This window comes from Leifsonia sp. 563 (genome assembly GCF_040545055.1).
In the GTDB taxonomy this organism is placed as follows: domain Bacteria; phylum Actinomycetota; class Actinomycetes; order Actinomycetales; family Microbacteriaceae; genus Leifsonia.
The window spans coordinates 72,445-90,613 of the sequence record NZ_JBEPLE010000002.1; the positions used below are offsets into that span (position 1 = coordinate 72,445).

Sequence of the window (18,169 nt, forward strand, 5' to 3'; positions counted from 1 at the left end):
CCCATCAGACCTGAGGAGAACCGTGCTTCCCACCCTGTCCGACCTGCTCGCCGCCGACGGCGTGCGCTCCCGCTCCATCAACGCGGAGAACCCCACCGGCGCACCGGGCGCGGCCGCGGCGGCGAGTTCGCACCTCGGTCCCGGCCGGAAGGGCAGCGCGTACGCGGCCCTGCCCGCGGGCGGCAGCCTGACGCTCGCCGACATCGAGGGGCCCGGCGTCATCCGCCACATCTGGATCACGGTCCCCGACCGCACGGACGGCGGCCCGTTCGTGCTGCGCGACCTGGTGCTGCGGATGTACTGGGACGACGAGGAGCAGCCCGCGGTCGAGGCGCCCCTCGGCGACTTCTTCTGCAACGGCTTCGCCGCGCGGGCGCTGGTCACCTCCGAGCCGATCGTGGTGGCGCCGACCGGCGGGATGAACTCGTACATCCCGATGCCGTTCCGGCGGCGCGCCCGTATCGTGCTGGACAGCGACCACGCCGCCTCGGTCGACCACGTCTTCTTCCAGGTCGACTACACCGTCGGCGACGACATCCCCGAGGGGACGCCGCTGTTCCACGCGCAGTGGCGGCGCTCCAACGCGACCACGGCACTGGGGGAGGACCACGTCATCCTCGACGGCGTCACCGGACGCGGCCGCTACCTCGGCACCTACATCGGCATCGCCGCGCTCTCTCGCTACTGGTGGGGTGAGGGCGAGGTGAAGTTCTTCGTCGACGGCGACACCGACCTCCCGACGCTGTGCAGCACCGGGCTCGAGGACTACGCGGGCGGCGCCTGGGCCTTCCAGGACGAACTGCGTCACGACCCGGAGCCCGTTCCGCTGACATTCAGTGCGCCGTACTGCGGCTATCCCTTCTTCAGCACGCGCGACGAGACGCGCGGGGGCACCTTCATCACCTCCACGGCGCCGATGCACGCGGTGTACCGGTGGCACCTGCCCGACCCGATCTTCTTCGAGAGCGACCTGCGCGTGACCGTGCAGCAGATCGGCGTCTGGGACAAGGGACTCTTCGAGCGCACCGACGACGTCTTCTCCGTCGCGTACTGGTACCAGACCGGTCCGCGGCCGGAGGCGGCGGCCTTCCCGGACGCCGCGGCCCGCGTCCCGCGCTGATCCGCAGCGGGGAGCTCAGACCCGGGCGGCGACCGACGCCCGTTCGATGACCGGCATCGGGATGAGCTCCTCGCCCGCCGGACCGGGATGCAGCAGCAGCTCGACCGAGCGGGCGCCCATCGCCTCGTGGGGAAGGGCGACGGTCGTCAGGCCGGGTCGCAGGTAGGCGGCGAGCTCGTCGTTGTCGAAGGAGACGATGGAGAGGTCGTCCGGGATGCGCAGGCCCGCTTCGCTCACGGCCTGGTATGCGCCGAACGCCAGCCGGTCGTTCATCGCCACGATGGCCTGCGGGCGGTCCTTCCGGCGGAGCAGCTTCCTGGTCGCCTCGTAGCCCTCGTCGGGCTCCCACAGCCACACGGACGTCTCGGAGACGAAGTCGAGGTCGAGCTCCGCCATCGTGTCGCGGATGCCGGCGACGCGCTGCGCGACGGTCGCGGAGCGGAACAGCCCCTTCTCCTTCGCGTCGCTCTGGCCGAGCAGCGCGATGCCGTCGCGGAAGCCGGCGTCCGCCAGCACGTGGACGGCCGACCGGCCGCCGCCGTACTCGTCCGGCAGCACCGCGTGCGGGAAGCGCGCGTTCGTCGCGTTCAGCATGACCACCGGCGTCTCGATCCGCATGTCGGGGAGGAAGAGCTCCCTCGCACGCATCGTGGCGAAGACGATGCCGTCGACCTGCCGGTCGAGCGCTGCGCCGATCGCCTCGGTCTCGCGCTTCGGTTCGCCGTCCGTCTCGAGCACCATCATGACGTGGCCCGCCGTCTCGGCCGCGTTCAGAGCGCCCTTGATGAGCCCGGAGGCGAAGCGGGTGGTGGCGACGACGTCGGAGATGAACGCGATCGTGTGCGTCTTGTCGGTCTTCAGCCCGCGGGCCGCGACGTTGGGCCGGTAACCGAGCTCGGCGGCGGCCGCGTGGACGCGGTCGTGGGCGTCCTGCGAGAGGCGCGTGTCCGGGCGGCCGTTGAGGATCATGGATGCCGCGGAGACGGAGAGGCCCGCCTTCCTGGCGACGTCGGCCAGGGTCACGCGCTTGCTCAGCATCGAGACGTCCTCCTCCTGTTCGGGATGGTAGCCGCTTGGGTGCGCCGTTCGCGGAACGCAGTTGACAATGTGCGCGACGTATCTCAGTATAGGGCCTGCTGAAAGCATTTAGCACTGGGATCGGTATCGACCCATCCTGTCGACGAAGGAGTCCTGCATGTCCACAACATCTCGCGGGCGGAGGGTGCGCGGCGCAGCAGCCGCCGGCCTCATCGCCTCGCTCACCGCACTCGTCTTCACCGGCTGCGCGCCCGGATCCTCCACCTCCGGCGCGACCACCGCGACCGACGTCAGCACGAAGCTCACGTCGGACAAGGTCCAGCTGACGATCGCCGACGAGACCGGGTTCCCGCTGACGGACGACCTGACCAAGGAGTTCACCAAGCAGCACCCGAACATCACGTTCAAGATCACCCGCGACACGTTCCAGAACCTCACGGCCAACGCCCCCAAGCTGCTCGCCAGCTCCACGCCGCCCGACCTCATCCGCCTCCCCACCCTCGGCGACACGGTGAAGGACGGCCTGGTGGCCAACCTCGATCCCTTCTTCACGGCGTACGGCTGGGACAAGTGGTCCCCGGCCCAGCTCGCCCCGCTGCGCATGACCAAGGACGGCGTGCGCGGCAGCGGTTCGCTCTACCAGCTGGGCCTCGGCTACAGCGTCACGGGCATCTTCATGAACACGAAGCTCGCCGCCCAGGCCGGGATCACCGCTCCGCCGGAGACCCTCGGCGAGCTCGAGGCCGACTTCGCCAAGGCCAAGGCGGCCGGCATCGCACCTCTCGTCGAAGGCGACAAGGACGGCGTGGTCAACTTCACCGTCCAGGCGGCGATGAACCAGTACGCCGACAAGCAGGAGTTCCTCGACTGGATGTTCAACAAGCCGGGCGCGACCTACAACACCGCGGGCAACGTGAAGGGCGCCGAGCTCATCCGGAAGTGGGCGGACGCCGGGTACTTCCCGTCGGACATCAACGCGCTCGACTACTTCACGTTCGTCAGCCGCTTCCAGGACGGCGGGGGCGTCTTCACGTTCAACGGCAACTGGGAGGCCGCGAACTACGCCAAGAAGCTCGGTAAGGACCTGACGTTCTTCCTGGTGCCCCCGGCGGAGAAGGGCGGAGACCACGTCGCGATGGGTGCGGCCAACTCGTTCTCGGCCGCAGCCAAGTCGAAGCACCTCAACGAGGTCGCCTACTTCCTGAACTGGGTGCACACCAACGACAAGGCGCGCCAGATCGTCGTCGACGTCACCGGCGCCGCCCCCGGCGGCGACCCGGCGCAGGCTCAGCCGAAGGTCGAGAAGGGCTCCATCACGGAGCAGGTCCTCGCGGCGGCGGCCCAGATCGCCAAGGAGGACGGCCAGGTCGACTTCATGGCGAACACCACGGCGGGCATCTACGCCGGCGCGATTATCCCCGAGTCGCAGCTGCTGGTGACCAGCAAGATCAGCGGCCAGGAGTTCGTCGACAAGGTGCAGGCGTTCTACGAGCAGGAAGTGAAGAAGTAACGATGACCTCGGTGCGACCCCGCGCGGGCGACGACACGACCCGCCACACCCCGTCGGCGCGACGGGCGGTTCGCGACGGTTCGCGCGGGGCCGCATCCGGGACCCCCGTGCGCCCGGCCACCCGGAAGCGGATGGCCGGACGCACGGGACGGATCGGCTGGCTGCTCGTCGCTCCCGCCCTGTTCTTCTACGCCGCGTTCGTGCTCTGGCCGCTCATCCAGGGCGTCCAGTACTCGTTCTACGACTGGAACGGCATCGGCGCCTCGACCTGGGTCGGGCTCTCGAACTACCTGACGGTGTTCACCGATCCCGACCTCCTCGGCGCGATCCGGAACGCGTTCATCCTCATCGCGTTCTTCACCGTCATCCCGGTGGTGGCGGGGCTCGTGCTCGCCACGCTCATCCGCTCCATCCGGGCCGGGTTCTTCTCGAGCCTCTCGCAGACGGTGCTCTTCCTCCCGCAGATCATCCCGCTCGCCGCCGCCGGCATCGCCTGGTCGTGGATGTACGCCCAGACCGGCGCCGTCAACCAGATCCTGGGATGGATCGGGCTGGGCGGTCTCGCGCGCCCGTGGCTCGGCGACTACCAGACCGCCCTCCCGGCCGTCGGGCTGATCGGCTCGTGGACGCTGACCGGCCTGTGCACCGTGCTGCTCCTCACCGGCATCGGCAAGATCGACGCCTCCCTCTACGAGGCCGCACGGCTCGACGGGGCCGGCTGGTGGCGCGAGTTCTTCACGATCACCCTCCCCGGCCTCCGCCAGGAGCTGGCCGTGCTCATCACCATCACGATCATCGCCGCGCTCAGCAGCTTCGACATCATCTACACGACCACCCTCGGCGGTCCCGGCCGCGCCACCCTGGTGCCCGGCATCTCCATCTACCGGATCGGGTTCACACAGAGCGAGGTGGGGCTGGCCTCCGCCTTCGGCATCGTGCTCATGATCCTCGTCCTCGTGGTCGTCCTCCCGATCCAGCGCCTCTCGAAAGTCCGTGACCAATGATCGTCAATCCCGTCGAGAAGTGGACCGGCCGCGTGCTGCTCGTCCTCGTGCTCGTGCTCACCGTCATCCCGCTGCTGAACATGGTGTCGGCGGCGCTGCAGCCGGCCGACGTCAACCCGACCGGTCTCGCGTGGCCGACGAACCCGCAGTGGGGCAACTTCGTCGAGGCGTTCAACACCGGTCATGTCTGGGAGCTCCTCGGGTCGAGCGCCCTCATCGTGCTCGGCGTCGTGCCGATCAGCCTCGTCATCGCGAGCCTCGCCGGCTACGCGCTCGGCAGCCTCCGGATGAAGGGGTCCCGCGCCCTGCTGATCCTGTTCGTGCTCGGGCTCACCATCCCGTTCGAGGCGCTGATCATCCCGCTCTACTACGAGATGCAGTCGCTCAACGTGCTGAACACGCAGTGGGCGATCATCCTCCCGCTGATCGGGCTGTTCATGCCGTTCAGCGTGTTCTGGATGCGCGCCCACTTCGTCGGAGTGCCCACCGAGCTGTCCGAGGCGGCGCGGGTCGACGGCGCGGGGATGTGGCAGGAGCTCCGGCTCATCCATCTTCCCCTCGCGCGTCCAGCCCTGTCGGCGCTCGGCATCCTGCTGTTCCTGTGGACGTGGAACCAGTTCCTACTGCCCGTCGTGCTCATCGCCGACCCGCTGCAGCGCACGGTGGCCGGAGCGCTGACGTTCTTCCAGGGGCAGTACAGCCTCAGCATCCCGCTGCTGAACGCGGGAGCGCTGATCATCATCCTGCCGACGATCCTGGTCTTCGTCATCTTCCAGCGCCAGTTCATCAAGGCGCTCATCCAGGGCGCGGTCAAGGGCTGACGGATGGGGTTCAGCAGAGACGGTCACTGGGTCTGGGATTTCTGGGTCGCCGACGACGGCGACCTCTTCCACCTGTTCTACCTGCACGCGCCGGTGTCGCTGGTCGACCCGGACCTGCGGCACCGCAACGCCCGGATCGGGCACGCCACCTCGGCCGACCTCGTCGTCTGGGACGATCACGGGACGGTGCTGGGCCCCGGCGGTCCGGGCGACCTGGACGCCTCGGCGACCTGGACGGGCAGCGTCGTCCGCGGCGACGACGGCGCCTGGCGGATGTTCTACACGGGATCGGCGTTCCTCTCGGCGGCCGAGATCACCAACATCGAGACCATCGGCGTCGCGGTGTCCGACGACCTGTTCCACTGGCGCAAGGACGATCGGCTGCGGCTGCAGGCCCACCCGCGCTGGTACGAGGTGCTGCCGGACCGCACCTGGCATGAGGAGGCGTGGCGCGATCCGTGGGTGTTCCGCGATGCCGCCGGCGATGGCTGGCACATGCTGATCACGGCCCGCGTGCGCGACGGGGCGTCGGTCCGTGACCGCGGCGTGGTGGGCCACGCGGTCTCGCCCGACCTCGTCGACTGGCGGGTGCAGTCGCCCCTGACGGAGCCGGGAGCGGGGTTCGCGCACCTGGAGGTGCCGCAGAGCGTCCGGCTGGACGGCCGCGACTGGCTGCTGTTCTCGTGCGACACGGCGCATCTCGCCGGCGAACGTTCAGGCGGCCCCGGCGGGATCTGGATCGCGCCATCTGCGTCGCCGGTCGGGCCGTTCGAGCTCGAGGCGGCCGACCTGCTTCTGGACGAGCGTTACTACGCAGGGCGCGTGGTGGTCGATCGCGATGGGTCGCCGCACCTCCTGGCGTTCGAGAACACCGGGGAGGCGGGCGGTTTCGGCGGCCGGATCACCGACCCGATCAGGCTGACGACGGAGCCGGACGGCTCCGGAGGGATGCGGCCGAGAGCCGCGATCGACGAAACGGAGACGAAGACCAGATGACCGACGTGATCGAGGGCACCGCAGCGACCGGCTTCGAGGAGGTCGGCTCGGCGTTCGCCGACGCCTTCGCCGGGAGGCCGACAATGGGCGCGGCCCTGTCCGTCCGCGTCGACGGCCGGCCGGTGGTGCAGCTGTGGGGCGGCGTGAAGGACGAGCGCGGCGGACAGGCGTGGACGGCGGATACCGCATCGGTCGTGTTCTCGTGCACCAAGGGCGTCATGTCCATCCTCGTCGCCCGACTGGTGCAGGACGGCCTGCTCGACTACGAGGCGCCCGTCAGCCGCTACTGGCCCGAGTTCGCCGCGGCCGGGAAGGGCGACGTGACGGTCGCCGACCTGCTGTCCCACCGCGCCGGACTCTCCGCCCTGCGCGAGCGGCTCACTCTCGATCAGGCGCTCGACTGGGAGACGGTCACCGGGCTCCTCGCCGGCCAGGAGCCGCTGTGGGCACCGGGCTCGGGGTACGCCTATCACGCGCTCACGCACGGGTGGCTGGCGGGCGAGCTCGTCCGCCGCGTCACCTCAACGATGCCCGGCGCCTACCTGGCGTCGGTCGCCGGGCCCTGGTCGGACGACCTGTGGATCGGGCTGCCGGCCGACCGCGCCGACCGCGTCGCGCACCTGCAGGCGTCGGAGAGCCAGCGCGAGGCGGGAGAGCAGCTGGAGCAGGCCGAGTCGCCGTGGACGGCCCTCGCGATGACGCTCGGGGACGCCTTCCCGCCGGAGCTCGTGACGCCGGAGGGCGGCTTCAACGACCCCCGGGTCCGGGCCGCGCAGATCCCCGGTGCCGGCGGGATCGCCACCGCGGACGCCCTCGCGGCCCTCTGGTCGTCGACCGTCGTCGAGACCGACGGCGTTCGGGTGCTGGACGACGATGTGCTGGATGCGGGTCTCATCCCGATGAGCGGCGGTGAGCCGGTATTCCCGACGCCCGGGCCGTGGCCTCGGTGGGCGCGCGGCTTCCAGCTGGACTCGGAGGCGCGGCGGTACCTCGGTCCGTCGAGCCTGGGGCACGACGGAGCCGGTGGTCAGGTCGCCTTCGCCGACCGCGACGCGCGCGTCGGGTTCGCGTTCGTCACCAACTGGATGGAGGCGGGAGCCGACGAGCGGGCGACGAACATCGTCGCGGCGCTGAAGCGCGCGCTCGCGCGTTAGCCAGCCCCACCCTCCGCCGAAGTGCACGTAGTGGTGGTTATTCCGCCGGGATAGCCGCCACTACGTGCACTTCGACGCGCGATTCGCGACCGACCTCGTGCTCGTGGAGGGACGAGGCGAGCATCTCCATCCCGATGCCCGGGGCCAGCGGCGCGCGGTAACGTCCGAGGGTCACCTCGGCCGGGGTGACGAAGTGCTCGTGCAGGTGCGTCGTGTACTCGATCATCCGGCCCTCCTGGCTGCCCGAGACGGCGATGAAGTCGAACATCGAGAAGTGCTGCACCGCCTCGCACAGGCCGACGCCGCCGGCGTGCGGGCAGACCGGGACGCCGAATTTCGCCGCGAGCAGCAGGATCGCGATGTTCTCGTTGACCCCGGCGACGCGGGTCGAGTCGATCTGGACGATGGATGCGGCGCCCGCCTGCAGCAGCTGCTTGAACAGCACCCGGCTCATGCCGTGCTCGCCGGTCGCGATCGGCACCGGCGCCACGGCCCGGGCGATCGCCGCGTGGGCGAGGACGTCGTCCGGGCTGGTGGGCTCCTCGACCCAGGCGAGGTCGAAGGGCTGGAGGGCGCGGATCCACTCGATGGCCTGGTCGCGATCCCAGCGCTGGTTGGCGTCGATGGCGATCCGGATGTCGGGGCCGACCGTGTCGCGGGCCACGCGGAGGCGGCGGAGGTCGTCATCGAGCCGGTCGCCGACCTTGAGCTTGATCTGCGTGAAGCCGTCGTCGACGGCCTCGCGCGCCAGACGCCGCAGCTTCTCGTCGGAGTAGCCGAGCCAGCCGGGTGTCGTCGTATATCCCGGGTAGCCGTCGGCGAGCAGTTCGGCCTCGCGCGCAGCACGGCCCGGCTCCGCCGCGCGCAGCAGCTCGAGCGCCTGCTCGGGGGTGAGGGCGTCGGTGAGGTACCGGAAGTCGACGAGCGCGACCAGCTCCTCCGGCGACATGCGGGACAGCAGCTGCCAGAGGGGAAGACCCGCGCGCTTGGCCTTGAGATCCCAGAACGCGTTAACAACGGCGCCGATGGCCATGTGCATGACGCCCTTCTCGGGGCCGAGCCAGCGCAGCTGCGAGTCGTGGACGAACTCGCGCCAGAACCCGCCGAGGTCGTCCAGGATCGCCTCGACGTTCCTGCCCTCCACGCGGTGGGCGATGGCCTCGATGGCGGCGACCTGGACGTCGTTGCCGCGTCCGATGGTGAACACGAAGGCGTGGCCCTCGTGGCCGTCCGGGGCGTCGGTGGTCACGCGCAGGTAGGCGGCGGAGTAGTCCGGGTCCGGGTTCATCGCGTCCGACCCGTCCAGCAGGGCGGATGTCTCGAACCGCACATCCAGGGTCTCGAAGCCCGTGACGATGCTCACTCCGTTGTCCTCTCGCTCGTCCTACTCAATATCCTATTGGATATAGCCCTTCAAGCGCCAGCAGAAAGGGAAGCGACGGAGGGGGAGGGGCGCTAGCCGGCCTTCTCGGCTTCGGCGAGGCTCGCGGAGATGCGGGCGTACGACTTGGTGATGTGGTCGAGCATCGCCTTCTCGGCCGAGGCGGGCTTGCCGCTGCGCAGCGCCTCGAGGACGGCCTCGTGCTCTCCCGACGTCTCGTCCACGACGCCGTGCTTGAAGTAGATGCGGTACTGGTGCATGTGCGAGCGGAGGCGCCCGATCGCGTCGGCCAGCAGGGCGTTGCCCGAGTGCTCGGCGATGATGCGGTGGAACTCGGCGTCCTGGTTGGCGAAGTCCTTGTAGTCCTTGAAGCGGTCGCCGCCGGTCTGCGCCGCCTGGCCGCTGCGGTGCATGGCGTCGCAGAGCTCCTCCAGCTGCTTCAGCGTGTCCGCATCCAGCTCGCCCGCCGCGTTGCGGGTCGCGTACGGCTCCAGCAGCCGCCGCATCTCGAACAGCTGACGCAGTCCGTCGCTGTCGAGCAGGGGCGCCGCGGTGTAGCCCTTCAGGGCTTTCTTGACGACCAGGCCCTCCGACTCGAGGCGCGCGAGCGCCTCCCGGACCGGGGTAGGGGAGACGTTGAGCTGGCGGGCGATGCCGTCGATGCTGGCGCGGCTGCCCGGCTCGATCACCTGGTCCATCAGCAGGCCGAGGACGGCGTCGTACACGTCATCGGCCAGCGCCCGCCGCGCCGGCAGGAAGTGTTCCCCCGATTGGATCGTCATGTGCACATCCTAGGTCGGTGTCCGAAGAACCGAGAGGATAGAGGATGCAGGATCTTCACGGCAACAGCCCCTCCTCTCGCAGCTCCCCCCATACCGCCTCGGGCACCGGGGGAGTCGACAGTCGGGCGTTCCGTTCCATCTGGGCCGGGGTATCCGCCCCCAGCACCACTGTCGAGACCGCGGGATGCCGCAGCGGGAACTGCACCGCCAGCTGCGGCACCGTGACGCCGTGACGCTCGGCGACGTCGGCGATGCGGTTCACCCGCGCGATCAGCTCAGGCGACGCCGTGCCGTAGACGAACGTCGCGTCGGGCGCGGGCCGGTCGGTGGCGAGGATGCCGGAGTTGAAGACCGCCGCGACGGCGACCGACACTCCTCGCTCCTGCGCCACCGGCAGCAGCTCCTCCTCGGCGGAGGGGTCGAGCAGTGTGTACCGGTTCGCGCACATCACGATGTCGAGGTCCGTCTCGCGGACGAAACGGGTGAGCATGGCGGTCTGATTCATCCCGGCCCCGTAGGAGCGGATGACGCCCTGCGACCGGAGCTCGTCGAGCGCCGGGAAGGCGCCCTCCAGTGCCTCGCGCTCGTGATCGTCCGGGTCGTGGACGAACAGCACGTCGATGCGGTCGACACCGAGGCGCCGAAGCGAGTCCTCCACCGAGCGGAGCACGCCGTCCCGCGAGTAGTCGAAGCGGCGCCGCAGGGTCGCGGGCACGTCGAAGAGGTTCGCGATGTCGGTGTCTCCCGGCCTGTAGTCCGGGTTGGGGTCGAGGACGCGGCCGACCTTGGTCGAGAGCACGTACTCGTCGCGCGGGAAGGCGCGCAGGCTCTCGCCCAGACGCTCCTCGGCGAGCCCCAGACCGTAGTGCGGCGCCGTGTCGTAGTAGCGGACGTCGGCCTCCCAGGCGGCGGGGACGATGCGCGGCCACTCGTCTTCGGGCCGCGCGCTGTAGAGGTTGCCGAGGGCTGCGGCGCCGTAGCCGATCGGACCGACCGACAGGCCACCGCGCCCGAACGCGCGCTTCGGGCCCATCAGGCGACCCGCAGGTCGTCGACGGCGTCCAGGTCCCACTCGATGCCGAGTCCCGGCTGTGACGGCGCGAGACCGTGACCGTCGCGGATCGCCATCTCGGTGCGGGTCACAGCGCGCAGCTGGGGGATGTGCTCCAGATAGAGCGCGTTGGGCACCGCGCAGCACAGCGACACGTGCAGCTCCATCAGGAAGTGCGGAGCCACCGCCACGTTGAACGCCTCCGCGAGGTGCGCGACCTTCAGCCATGGCGTGATGCCACCGACGCGGGCGACATCGACCTGGACGATGGAGGCGGCCCCCGACTGCAGGTACTCGCGGAAGTGGCCGACCGAGTAGATCGACTCGCCGACCGCGACCGGGACACTGGTCGACTCGGCGAGCCGGCGGTGCCCGGCGACGTCCTCCGCGGGGAGGGGCTCCTCGAACCAGAAGATGTCGAGCTTCTCGAACAGGGCAGCGCGGCGGATGGCCTCGGCAGCGGTCAGGGACTGGTTCGCATCCACCATGATGTCCATCCTGTCCCCGACGGCCTCGCGGACGGCGCTCAACCGCTCGAAGTCCTCGTGCGCGCGCGGCTTGCCGACCTTGATCTTCACGCCGCCGAGCCCGCGCCGCTGCGACTCGACCGCCTGCGCGACCAGCTCGTCCGTGCTGAAGTGCAGCCAGCCCCCCTCGGTGTCGTACAGCGGGATGCGCGGCTGCGCTCCTCCCGCCGCCACCCAGAGCGGCAGGCCTGCTGCCTTGCAGCGCGCATCCCACACCGCGGTGTCGACGGCGGCGAGCGCGAGCGAGGTGATCAGGCCGACGGTCGTCGCCCGGGTGGAAGAGAACAGCGCGCGCCAGACGTCCTCCGGACGGTTCACGTCCATCCCGACCACCACGTCGAGCAGGGTCTCGCGCAGGAGGCTGAGGACGGCGGCGCCGCCGGTCCCGATCGTGTAGCTGTAGCCGATACCCTCGACCCCGCCGACCGTGCGCAATCGGACGAAGATGGTCTCCTGCTTCAGGAACGACTGCACCGCATCCGTGCGGACCGTCTCCACCTCCAGGTCGCTCAGCCAGGCCTCGGCGCTGACGATCGTGCCGTCGACGGCGGTGAGGGCGGCGGGCGGGGCGAGGCTCATGGGTGTCTGCTTTCTGGTGAGGGACGGGGAGGTCAGCGGCCGCCGAAGCCGCCGAGGGCGACGCCCTTGATCAGCTGGCGCTGCAGCAGCGCGACGATGATCAGCGAGGGGATGATCGCGATGGTGGATGCGGCCATCATCAGGCTCCACTGGGTGCCGTGCTCCCCGGTGAACATGGAGAGCCCGAGCGGCACGGTCGCGAGCTCCTGGCTGTTGATGATGATCAGCGGCCACAGGTAGGAGTTGTAGTAGCCGACGAACGAGAACACGCCCAGCACCGACAGCGGCGCCGTGAGCTGCGGGAGCAGCACCGACCACAGGGTGCGGAAGCGCGAGGCGCCGTCGATCAGCGCCGCCTCCTCGAACTCGATCGGGATCGTCAGGAAGAACTGGCGGAGCAGGAACGTGCCGAAGGCGGTGAACGCGAACGGGATGATCAGGGCCGTGTACGTGTCGACGAGGCCGAGCTGGTTCATCATGATGAACAGCGGGACGACCAGCACCTCCTGCGGGAGCACCAGCGTGAGCACGTAGAGCAGGAAGATGCGGTCGCGGTACTTGAAGCGGAGGCGCGAGAACGCGTACGCCGACAGCACCGCCACGATGACGGAGAGCAGGGCGCCGCAGATCGAGACGAAGAAGCCGTTGAAGATGAACCGGCCGAACGGCACCAGGGTCCATGCGTCCACGAAGTTCGACCACTTCACCTCGGACCCGATGAAGGTCGGGTGGGGCGAGAACACCTCGGACTCCGGCTTGAGGGCCGAGAAGAACATCCAGATGAAGGGGAAGGTGAACAGCAGCGCGACGATGGCCATCAACAGCGTGTTGAGCCAGGTCTTCGTCACGACGACCCGCTGAGCCGGCCGGAGTCCGTGCCGGCGGCCGTTCGTGCGAGTGCCGGCGCGTTCGAGCGTGTCACTTGTCATAGTTGACCCACCTCTTCTGGCCCGCGAACTGCAGGGCGGTGATGATCATGACGACGATGAACAGCATCCACGCCAGCGCCGACGCATAGCCGAGCCGGTCGAAGACGAAGCCGTTGCGGTACAGGTAGAGCACGAAGGTGTTCGTCGACTCGCCCGGTCCGCCCTGGGTCAGGATCTGCGGCTGAACGAAGACCTGGAACGCGCCGATCATCGTCATCGTCATGGTGAAGAACAGCGACGGCGAGATCATCGGCAGGATGATCGACCGCAGCCGCTGCCAGGCGTTCGTTCCGTCCATCCGGGAGGCCTCGAGGATCTCCTTCGGGATGCCGCCGAGACCGGCCGAGAGCACGATCACGTTGTAGCCGAACGACTGCCAGACCGACATGGCGATGACGGACGCCAAAGCGAAACGGGAGTCGGAGAGCCAGCTGGGACCGTCGATGCCGATGCCGGCGAGCGCCGAGTTCACCAGGCCGTCGTCGCTGAGGAGCAGCCGCCAGACCAGGGCGTTCGCGACCATCGGGGTGATGGCCGGCAGGAAGAAGATGACGCGCCAGAACCCGGCGAACTTGATGCGGGTGTTGAGCCACAGCGAGACCGCCAGGGCGACGGCCAGGTTCAGGGCCGTGTAGACGAAGGCGAAGATCACCGTGTTGATCAGCACCGTGTAGAACGTCGGGTCGCTGAACAGCTTCTGGTAGTTCGCCAGCCCGATGAACGTGGGGGAGCCGAACAGCGGCCACTCGAACAGGCTGATGACGAGCGACCCGAGCAGCGGGACGACGATGAAGAAGGTGAAGCCGGCGAGTCCCGGCCACAGGTAGGCGAGGGCGACCAGGCCATCCCCACGGCGCTTGCGGCCGCCCCGGCGGGGAGGGGTGGGATGCGGCACGCCGAACGGGCGGGTCGGGGGCGCGGCGGGTGCCGCCGTCTCCTCGGAGACGACGGCACCCGTGACCAGGGGGGAGGTCATGCGCTACTGCCCGACCGACTTCTGGATCGTGCTCAGCACGTCCTTGGCCGTCTTGTCACCCCGGTACCCCTCGACGCCGTACTGGGTGAACAGGGTCTCCACCTGGTTCCAGGTGGGGGTGGTGATCTGCGCCGTCGCGTTCTTCAGCAGAGCCTGCACCGCGGCGTACGCCTCCGGCGACTTGCCCTCGGCCCAGGCCGACTGCGCGTCTGCACGGGAGGGCACGATGCCGCGCTTCTCCGCCTGACCCTTGAGGACGCTGGTGTCGGTCATCGCGACGATCGCCTTGAAGGCCGCGTCCGGGTTCTTGCAGTTCTTCGCGATGCCGAAGCCGGAGCCGGCCGTCATGCCGTGCGCCTCACCCGAGGTGCTCGGAACGATCGTCACGCCCATCTTGAACTTGGCGGCGTCGGCGAAGGTGCCGTACATCCACGGGCCCTCGATCAGCATGTCGACGGCGCCGCTGGTGAACGCCGACTGGGAGACGTCGGAGCCGTCCGCGGCCTCGGGCGCCTTCGCGATTCCCTCCTTGCCGACCAGGTCGAAGTAGGACTGCACCTGGTCGACCAGCTTGGAGTTGGTGAGGTCGAGCTTGGATTCCTTCACGGCCTCCGCGCCGTCGGCGATGGCCCAGGCGTTCGGGATGAAGAAGCCGGGGGAGATCGCGAGCGCCTTGTGGTCGCCCGTCGTCAGCTTCTTCGCGTCGGCCAGGAACTGCTCCCGCGTGTAGGTGGTGCTCGGGAGCTGCAGGCCCGCCTTCGCGAAGTTGTCCGCGTTGTAGTAGAGGACGATCGGCTCGGCGTCGTAGGGGATCGCGCGGATCGTGCCGTCCACGGTCATGCCCTTGAGCATCGACTCGTCGAACTTCGAGGTGTCGAGCTTGTTCTTCTTGATCAGGTCGTTCAGCGGCATGAGCAGCCCCGAGAGCTCCTGAGCCCGCGCGGCCTGGGTGGTGAGCAGGCAGGGCGGGTTGGACCCGCTGAGGCGGGTCTTGACCTTGGTCCAGTAGTCGTTGAAGCTCGGGCCTTCGATCGTGACATCGAGGTCGGGGTCGACCTTCTTGCCGAGATCGATGAAGCCTTCCCACTGGTCGCGGTCGCTCTGACTGCTGACCCAGGTGTACATGCTGATCGGGCCGCCCTTGGCGTCGCCCCCGCTGCCGCCGGCGCAGCCGGCCAGTGCGGTGAGTGCTCCGGTCAGCAGGACGGCGGTGCCGATCCTGGCCGCCCTGCGCTTGCTTCGTGGTGTCACGTGCTGTGCCTCCTCCATTGGATTCATCCAGGTGATCGCCTTGCGTTGGTGGTGCCTGTCGTACTGTCTTCGTGAGGATCGTCCGGGGCGTCCTCGCCCCGTCGGGTGGTTCACAATCCTATAGGGTCTACGATATAGGCCTCATGCGGAGCTTAGATCGGACCCGGTCGGCGGTCAAGAGGTCGGCCGGTTCTACGCGAAATCGATCGCGATGACATCGACGACCGCGCCCGATGCTGCCGGCGCCGGGATGTGCAGCTCGCCCAGCGGGTCGACTCCGGGCGCCGGCTGCTCGTGCACCTCCAGGTTCACGTCGTGCGGAAGCTCCTCGCCGGTGGCCAGCAGGCGGACCCCCGTGACCCGGCCGACCGGGATGCCGCGCACGACGACCTCCTCGATCGGGCGCATCACCAGGTGCAGGTACAGGGTCCCCGGGCGGGCGGTGGACGGACCGTAGAAGTCGACGCCGACGGTGGGGGAGACGTCCACGACGCTCTCGGCGTGCACGTCCATCCACTCGCCGATCTCCTCCAGGGTGCGCACCTGCGACTCGTTGAGGCTGCCGTCGCCCTTCGGCCCGATGTTGAGCAGGAGGTTGCCGCCGCGCGACGCCACCTCGATCAGCGTCGTGATCAGGGAGGTGGTGCTCTTGCTCTTGGTGTCGCCCGGGCGCCACGCCCACATCTGGCCGATGGTCATGCACAGCTCCCACGGCCCGTCGGGGGCGGTGACGGGGAAGCCTTGCTCGGGCGTCTTGTAGTCGCCCTGGCCGAGCAGGCGGTCGTTGATGACGACGTCCGGCTGCAGGGACTTGATCAGAGCGCGCAGGCCCGCGCTGTCCCACTCCTGCTCCGACCGCTCCCACTCGCCGTCGAACCAGAGCAGGTCGATGGTGCCGTAACGGGTGAGCAGCTCGGTGAGCTGGCCGCGCAGGTACTCCTGGTAGCGCTGCCACTGCTCGGGCGTCGCGCGGCGGTGCCGGTCGTCGGCGACCGGTGTTCCGGCGTTGGCGGGGTCGCCGGCGGCCGGCCAGTGCTCGAGAGCGTACGGCCGGTCCTCCATGCGGAAGGCGGGGTAGTCCGGGTGGTTCCAGTCCGGGAGGCTGTAGTAGATCCCGACCCGGATGCCCTCCGCGCGGATCGCCTCGACGAACTCGCGCGTGATGTCACGCCCGAAGGGGGAGTGCTCGATGCCGAAGTCGGACTGCTCGGTGTGGAACATGGCGTAGCCCGCGTGGTGGCGGGCAGTGAAGACGACGTAGCGGGCGCCCGCGCGCTTCGCGAGCCGGGCCAGAGCGACCGCATCCCACTCGACCGGGTTGAAGGTCGCCGCGGTCGACTGGTACTCGTCGACGGTCACGGTGTCCTCGACGCCGTCGGAACCGGGGATGATGGAACGACCGACCAGCGGCCAGGAGATCTCGATCCCCTGCTGGCTGGCGTGGTCCCAGTGCACGAACAGGCCGAAGCCCGCACCGATGAACCACTCGCCTCCGGGCAGGCGGAAGTCGGTGGGCCGGACGAACGAGGCGGGGGGTGCGTCGAGCGCGGTGGTCACGGGAACTCTCCTTCGAGTGGGGGATCGCATCGTTGAACACGGATGCTATTGCCTATAGGATATGGATTCCGGACGCATCCCACAATCGCTCCGGCGCATCCATTCGACGACGAAGGAGACCACCCGTGGCAATGTTCACAGACGATCCCGTCCGCCCGGAGAACTACCGCCGGTTCGAGCGCGAGGTGCCGCAGTGGTTCACCGACGCCAAGCTGGGGATCTTCGTGCACTGGGGGCCCTACTCGGTGCCGGCGTGGGCCGAGCCGATCGGTGAGCTGGGCACGATCGAGAAGGGGTACTGGTTCGCGCACAACCCGTACGCCGAGTGGTACTACAACACCATCCGCATCCCCGGCAGCCCGGCCGCCGAGCACCAGCGGGACGTGTACGGCGGGGCGCCCTACGACGACTTCATCGACCAGTGGGACCCGGTCGACTTCGACCCGGAGGCGTTCATCGCGCTCGTGAAGAGCACCGGCGCCCGCTACTTCGTGCCGACGACGAAGCACCACGACGGCGTGACCCTCTGGGATGCGCCCGGCACCGAGGGCCGCAACACCGTCGCCCGCGGACCGCGCCGCGACCTCGTCGGCGCCTTCGAGCAGGCGACCCGTGCGGCCGGCCTGCGCTTCGGCGTCTACTACTCCGGCGGGCTCGACTGGCACTACTCCGAGCTGGAGCCGATCACCGACGACGGCCAGGCCTTCCGCCGCCCCGTCGACGCCGGCTACGCCGAGTACGCGTACGAACACGTCGCCGACCTCATCGACCGGTACCGTCCGGATGTGCTCTGGGGCGACATCGAGTGGCCGGATGCGGGCAAGCCCAGCGGTCCGCACAGCATGGAGCGGCTGTTCGAGAAGTTCTACGCCGCCGCCCCCGACGGCGTCTCGAACGACCGCTGGGGCGAGACGCACTGGGACTTCCGCACCAGCGAGTACCAGAACGGCATCAACGTCGAGGGCGCCGGCGCGTGGGAGAACTGCCGCGGGATCGGCTACTCCTTCGGCCACAACACGCTCGAAGACGAACGGCACATGCTCAGCGGCCCGGATGCGGTGAAGACCTTCGTCGACATCGTCTCGCGCGGCGGGAACCTGCTGCTCAACGTCGGCCTGACCGCTCGCGGGACCGTACCCGATCTGCAGCGCCGGACGCTGGAGCACCTGGCCGCGTGGAACGCGGTCAACGGGGACGCCGTGTTCGGCTCGCAGGTGTTGGACGCATCCATCGCCCGTCCGTCGGAGGAGCCGTGGGTGCGCTGGACGCGCGGCGGCGAGGGCGGCGGGTCCGACTCGGTCGCGAACGCGTTCGTCGACGCGACGGGCTCGGTGCGCCTCGAGGGTGTGTCGTCCGCGGTGGATGCGGACAGCGCGCGACTCGCGGACGGCACGCCGGTCGCCGCGACGCGGGACGGCGACGCGATCGCCCTGACCCTCCCGGAGCCGGCGGTCGCCGGGCCGGCCCTCGTCCGGTTCGACCTGGTCTGAGCC

The 18,169-nt window shown here is 69.3% G+C and carries 16 protein-coding genes; 7 read left to right on the top strand and 9 right to left on the bottom strand.

The window, feature by feature from the left end; translation table 11 throughout:
- Positions 1-22 precede the first annotated feature (22 nt).
- Entirely contained in the window at positions 23-1,120 is a 1,098-nt protein-coding gene (locus tag ABIC47_RS07385; protein ID WP_354478882.1) for a glycoside hydrolase family 172 protein, read from the top strand.
- A 15-nt stretch (positions 1,121-1,135) separates the two neighbouring features.
- Here ABIC47_RS07385 and ABIC47_RS07390 read toward each other — a convergent pair whose 3' ends face one another.
- On the bottom strand, positions 1,136-2,158 hold the full coding sequence (locus tag ABIC47_RS07390) for a LacI family DNA-binding transcriptional regulator (RefSeq protein ID WP_020075698.1): 1,023 nt from the start codon (positions 2,156-2,158) through the stop codon (positions 1,136-1,138).
- A gap of 157 nt (positions 2,159-2,315) precedes the next feature.
- Here ABIC47_RS07390 and ABIC47_RS07395 point away from each other — a divergent pair, with 157 nt between their 5' ends.
- The 5 genes from ABIC47_RS07395 to ABIC47_RS07415 all read left to right on the top strand — a co-directional run bounded on the left by ABIC47_RS07395 (position 2,316) and on the right by ABIC47_RS07415 (position 7,643).
- Complete coding sequence (locus ABIC47_RS07395) at positions 2,316-3,668, top strand: ABC transporter substrate-binding protein (RefSeq protein ID WP_231371105.1); 1,353 nt, start codon at positions 2,316-2,318, stop codon at positions 3,666-3,668.
- A 131-nt stretch (positions 3,669-3,799) separates the two neighbouring features.
- Positions 3,800-4,672, top strand: a complete 873-nt coding sequence (locus ABIC47_RS07400; RefSeq protein WP_020075697.1) for a carbohydrate ABC transporter permease — start codon at positions 3,800-3,802, stop codon at positions 4,670-4,672.
- Positions 4,669-5,493: a carbohydrate ABC transporter permease gene (locus ABIC47_RS07405; protein WP_354478887.1), complete on the top strand. Its 825-nt coding sequence runs from the start codon at positions 4,669-4,671 to the stop codon at positions 5,491-5,493. The genes ABIC47_RS07400 and ABIC47_RS07405 overlap by 4 nt, the downstream gene beginning before the upstream one ends.
- Positions 5,494-5,496: 3 nt before the next feature.
- On the top strand, positions 5,497-6,489 hold the full coding sequence (locus tag ABIC47_RS07410; RefSeq protein ID WP_354478890.1) for a glycoside hydrolase family protein: 993 nt from the start codon (positions 5,497-5,499) through the stop codon (positions 6,487-6,489).
- Entirely contained in the window at positions 6,486-7,643 is a 1,158-nt protein-coding gene (locus ABIC47_RS07415; RefSeq protein ID WP_354478893.1) for a serine hydrolase domain-containing protein, read from the top strand. The genes ABIC47_RS07410 and ABIC47_RS07415 overlap by 4 nt, the downstream gene beginning before the upstream one ends.
- A gap of 37 nt (positions 7,644-7,680) precedes the next feature.
- Here ABIC47_RS07415 and ABIC47_RS07420 read toward each other — a convergent pair whose 3' ends face one another.
- The 8 genes from ABIC47_RS07420 to ABIC47_RS07455 all read right to left on the bottom strand — a co-directional run bounded on the left by ABIC47_RS07420 (position 7,681) and on the right by ABIC47_RS07455 (position 16,676).
- A complete protein-coding gene (locus ABIC47_RS07420; protein WP_354478896.1) occupies positions 7,681-9,006 on the bottom strand; it encodes an enolase C-terminal domain-like protein in 1,326 nt (441 codons plus the stop codon).
- A 92-nt stretch (positions 9,007-9,098) separates the two neighbouring features.
- The gene (locus ABIC47_RS07425) at positions 9,099-9,806 is read right to left on the bottom strand and encodes a GntR family transcriptional regulator (protein WP_354478899.1); all 708 of its coding nucleotides are present in this window, start codon (positions 9,804-9,806) and stop codon (positions 9,099-9,101) included.
- Positions 9,807-9,861: 55 nt separating this feature from the next.
- Positions 9,862-10,839 carry an aldo/keto reductase gene (locus tag ABIC47_RS07430; RefSeq protein ID WP_354478902.1) on the bottom strand — a complete coding sequence of 326 codons (978 nt, stop codon included), beginning with the start codon at positions 10,837-10,839 and terminating at the stop codon, positions 9,862-9,864.
- Entirely contained in the window at positions 10,839-11,963 is a 1,125-nt protein-coding gene (locus tag ABIC47_RS07435) for a mandelate racemase/muconate lactonizing enzyme family protein (RefSeq protein ID WP_018189699.1), read from the bottom strand. Before ABIC47_RS07435 ends, ABIC47_RS07430 begins: the two co-directional genes overlap by 1 nt.
- A gap of 32 nt (positions 11,964-11,995) precedes the next feature.
- On the bottom strand, positions 11,996-12,892 hold the full coding sequence (locus ABIC47_RS07440; RefSeq protein WP_018189700.1) for a carbohydrate ABC transporter permease: 897 nt from the start codon (positions 12,890-12,892) through the stop codon (positions 11,996-11,998).
- Complete coding sequence (locus ABIC47_RS07445; RefSeq protein ID WP_018189701.1) at positions 12,882-13,868, bottom strand: carbohydrate ABC transporter permease; 987 nt, start codon at positions 13,866-13,868, stop codon at positions 12,882-12,884. The genes ABIC47_RS07440 and ABIC47_RS07445 overlap by 11 nt, the downstream gene beginning before the upstream one ends.
- 3 nt (positions 13,869-13,871) lie before the next feature.
- Positions 13,872-15,119: an ABC transporter substrate-binding protein gene (locus tag ABIC47_RS07450; protein WP_354478907.1), complete on the bottom strand. Its 1,248-nt coding sequence runs from the start codon at positions 15,117-15,119 to the stop codon at positions 13,872-13,874.
- 192 nt (positions 15,120-15,311) lie between these two features.
- Entirely contained in the window at positions 15,312-16,676 is a 1,365-nt protein-coding gene (locus ABIC47_RS07455; protein WP_354478910.1) for an alpha-L-fucosidase, read from the bottom strand.
- A 131-nt stretch (positions 16,677-16,807) separates the two neighbouring features.
- On the opposite strand from ABIC47_RS07455, the gene ABIC47_RS07460 reads away from it, so the two are divergent.
- Entirely contained in the window at positions 16,808-18,166 is a 1,359-nt protein-coding gene (locus ABIC47_RS07460; protein ID WP_354480115.1) for an alpha-L-fucosidase, read from the top strand.
- Positions 18,167-18,169: the final 3 nt, after the last annotated feature.

Excerpts from the sequence above, each read along its gene's own strand:
- ABIC47_RS07390 (WP_020075698.1), bottom strand. The coding sequence starts at position 2,158 with ATGCTGAGCAAGCGCGTGACCCTGGCCGACGTCGCCAGGAAGGCGGGC.
- ABIC47_RS07395 (WP_231371105.1), top strand. The coding sequence starts at position 2,316 with ATGTCCACAACATCTCGCGGGCGGAGGGTGCGCGGCGCAGCAGCCGCC.
- ABIC47_RS07400 (WP_020075697.1), top strand. The coding sequence starts at position 3,800 with ATGGCCGGACGCACGGGACGGATCGGCTGGCTGCTCGTCGCTCCCGCC.
- ABIC47_RS07405 (WP_354478887.1), top strand. The coding sequence starts at position 4,669 with ATGATCGTCAATCCCGTCGAGAAGTGGACCGGCCGCGTGCTGCTCGTC.
- ABIC47_RS07410 (WP_354478890.1), top strand. The coding sequence starts at position 5,497 with ATGGGGTTCAGCAGAGACGGTCACTGGGTCTGGGATTTCTGGGTCGCC.
- ABIC47_RS07415 (WP_354478893.1), top strand. The coding sequence starts at position 6,486 with ATGACCGACGTGATCGAGGGCACCGCAGCGACCGGCTTCGAGGAGGTC.
- ABIC47_RS07425 (WP_354478899.1), bottom strand. The coding sequence starts at position 9,806 with ATGACGATCCAATCGGGGGAACACTTCCTGCCGGCGCGGCGGGCGCTG.
- ABIC47_RS07430 (WP_354478902.1), bottom strand. The coding sequence starts at position 10,839 with ATGGGCCCGAAGCGCGCGTTCGGGCGCGGTGGCCTGTCGGTCGGTCCG.
- ABIC47_RS07435 (WP_018189699.1), bottom strand. The coding sequence starts at position 11,963 with ATGAGCCTCGCCCCGCCCGCCGCCCTCACCGCCGTCGACGGCACGATC.
- ABIC47_RS07440 (WP_018189700.1), bottom strand. The coding sequence starts at position 12,892 with ATGACAAGTGACACGCTCGAACGCGCCGGCACTCGCACGAACGGCCGC.
- ABIC47_RS07445 (WP_018189701.1), bottom strand. The coding sequence starts at position 13,868 with ATGACCTCCCCCCTGGTCACGGGTGCCGTCGTCTCCGAGGAGACGGCG.
- ABIC47_RS07460 (WP_354480115.1), top strand. The coding sequence starts at position 16,808 with ATGTTCACAGACGATCCCGTCCGCCCGGAGAACTACCGCCGGTTCGAG.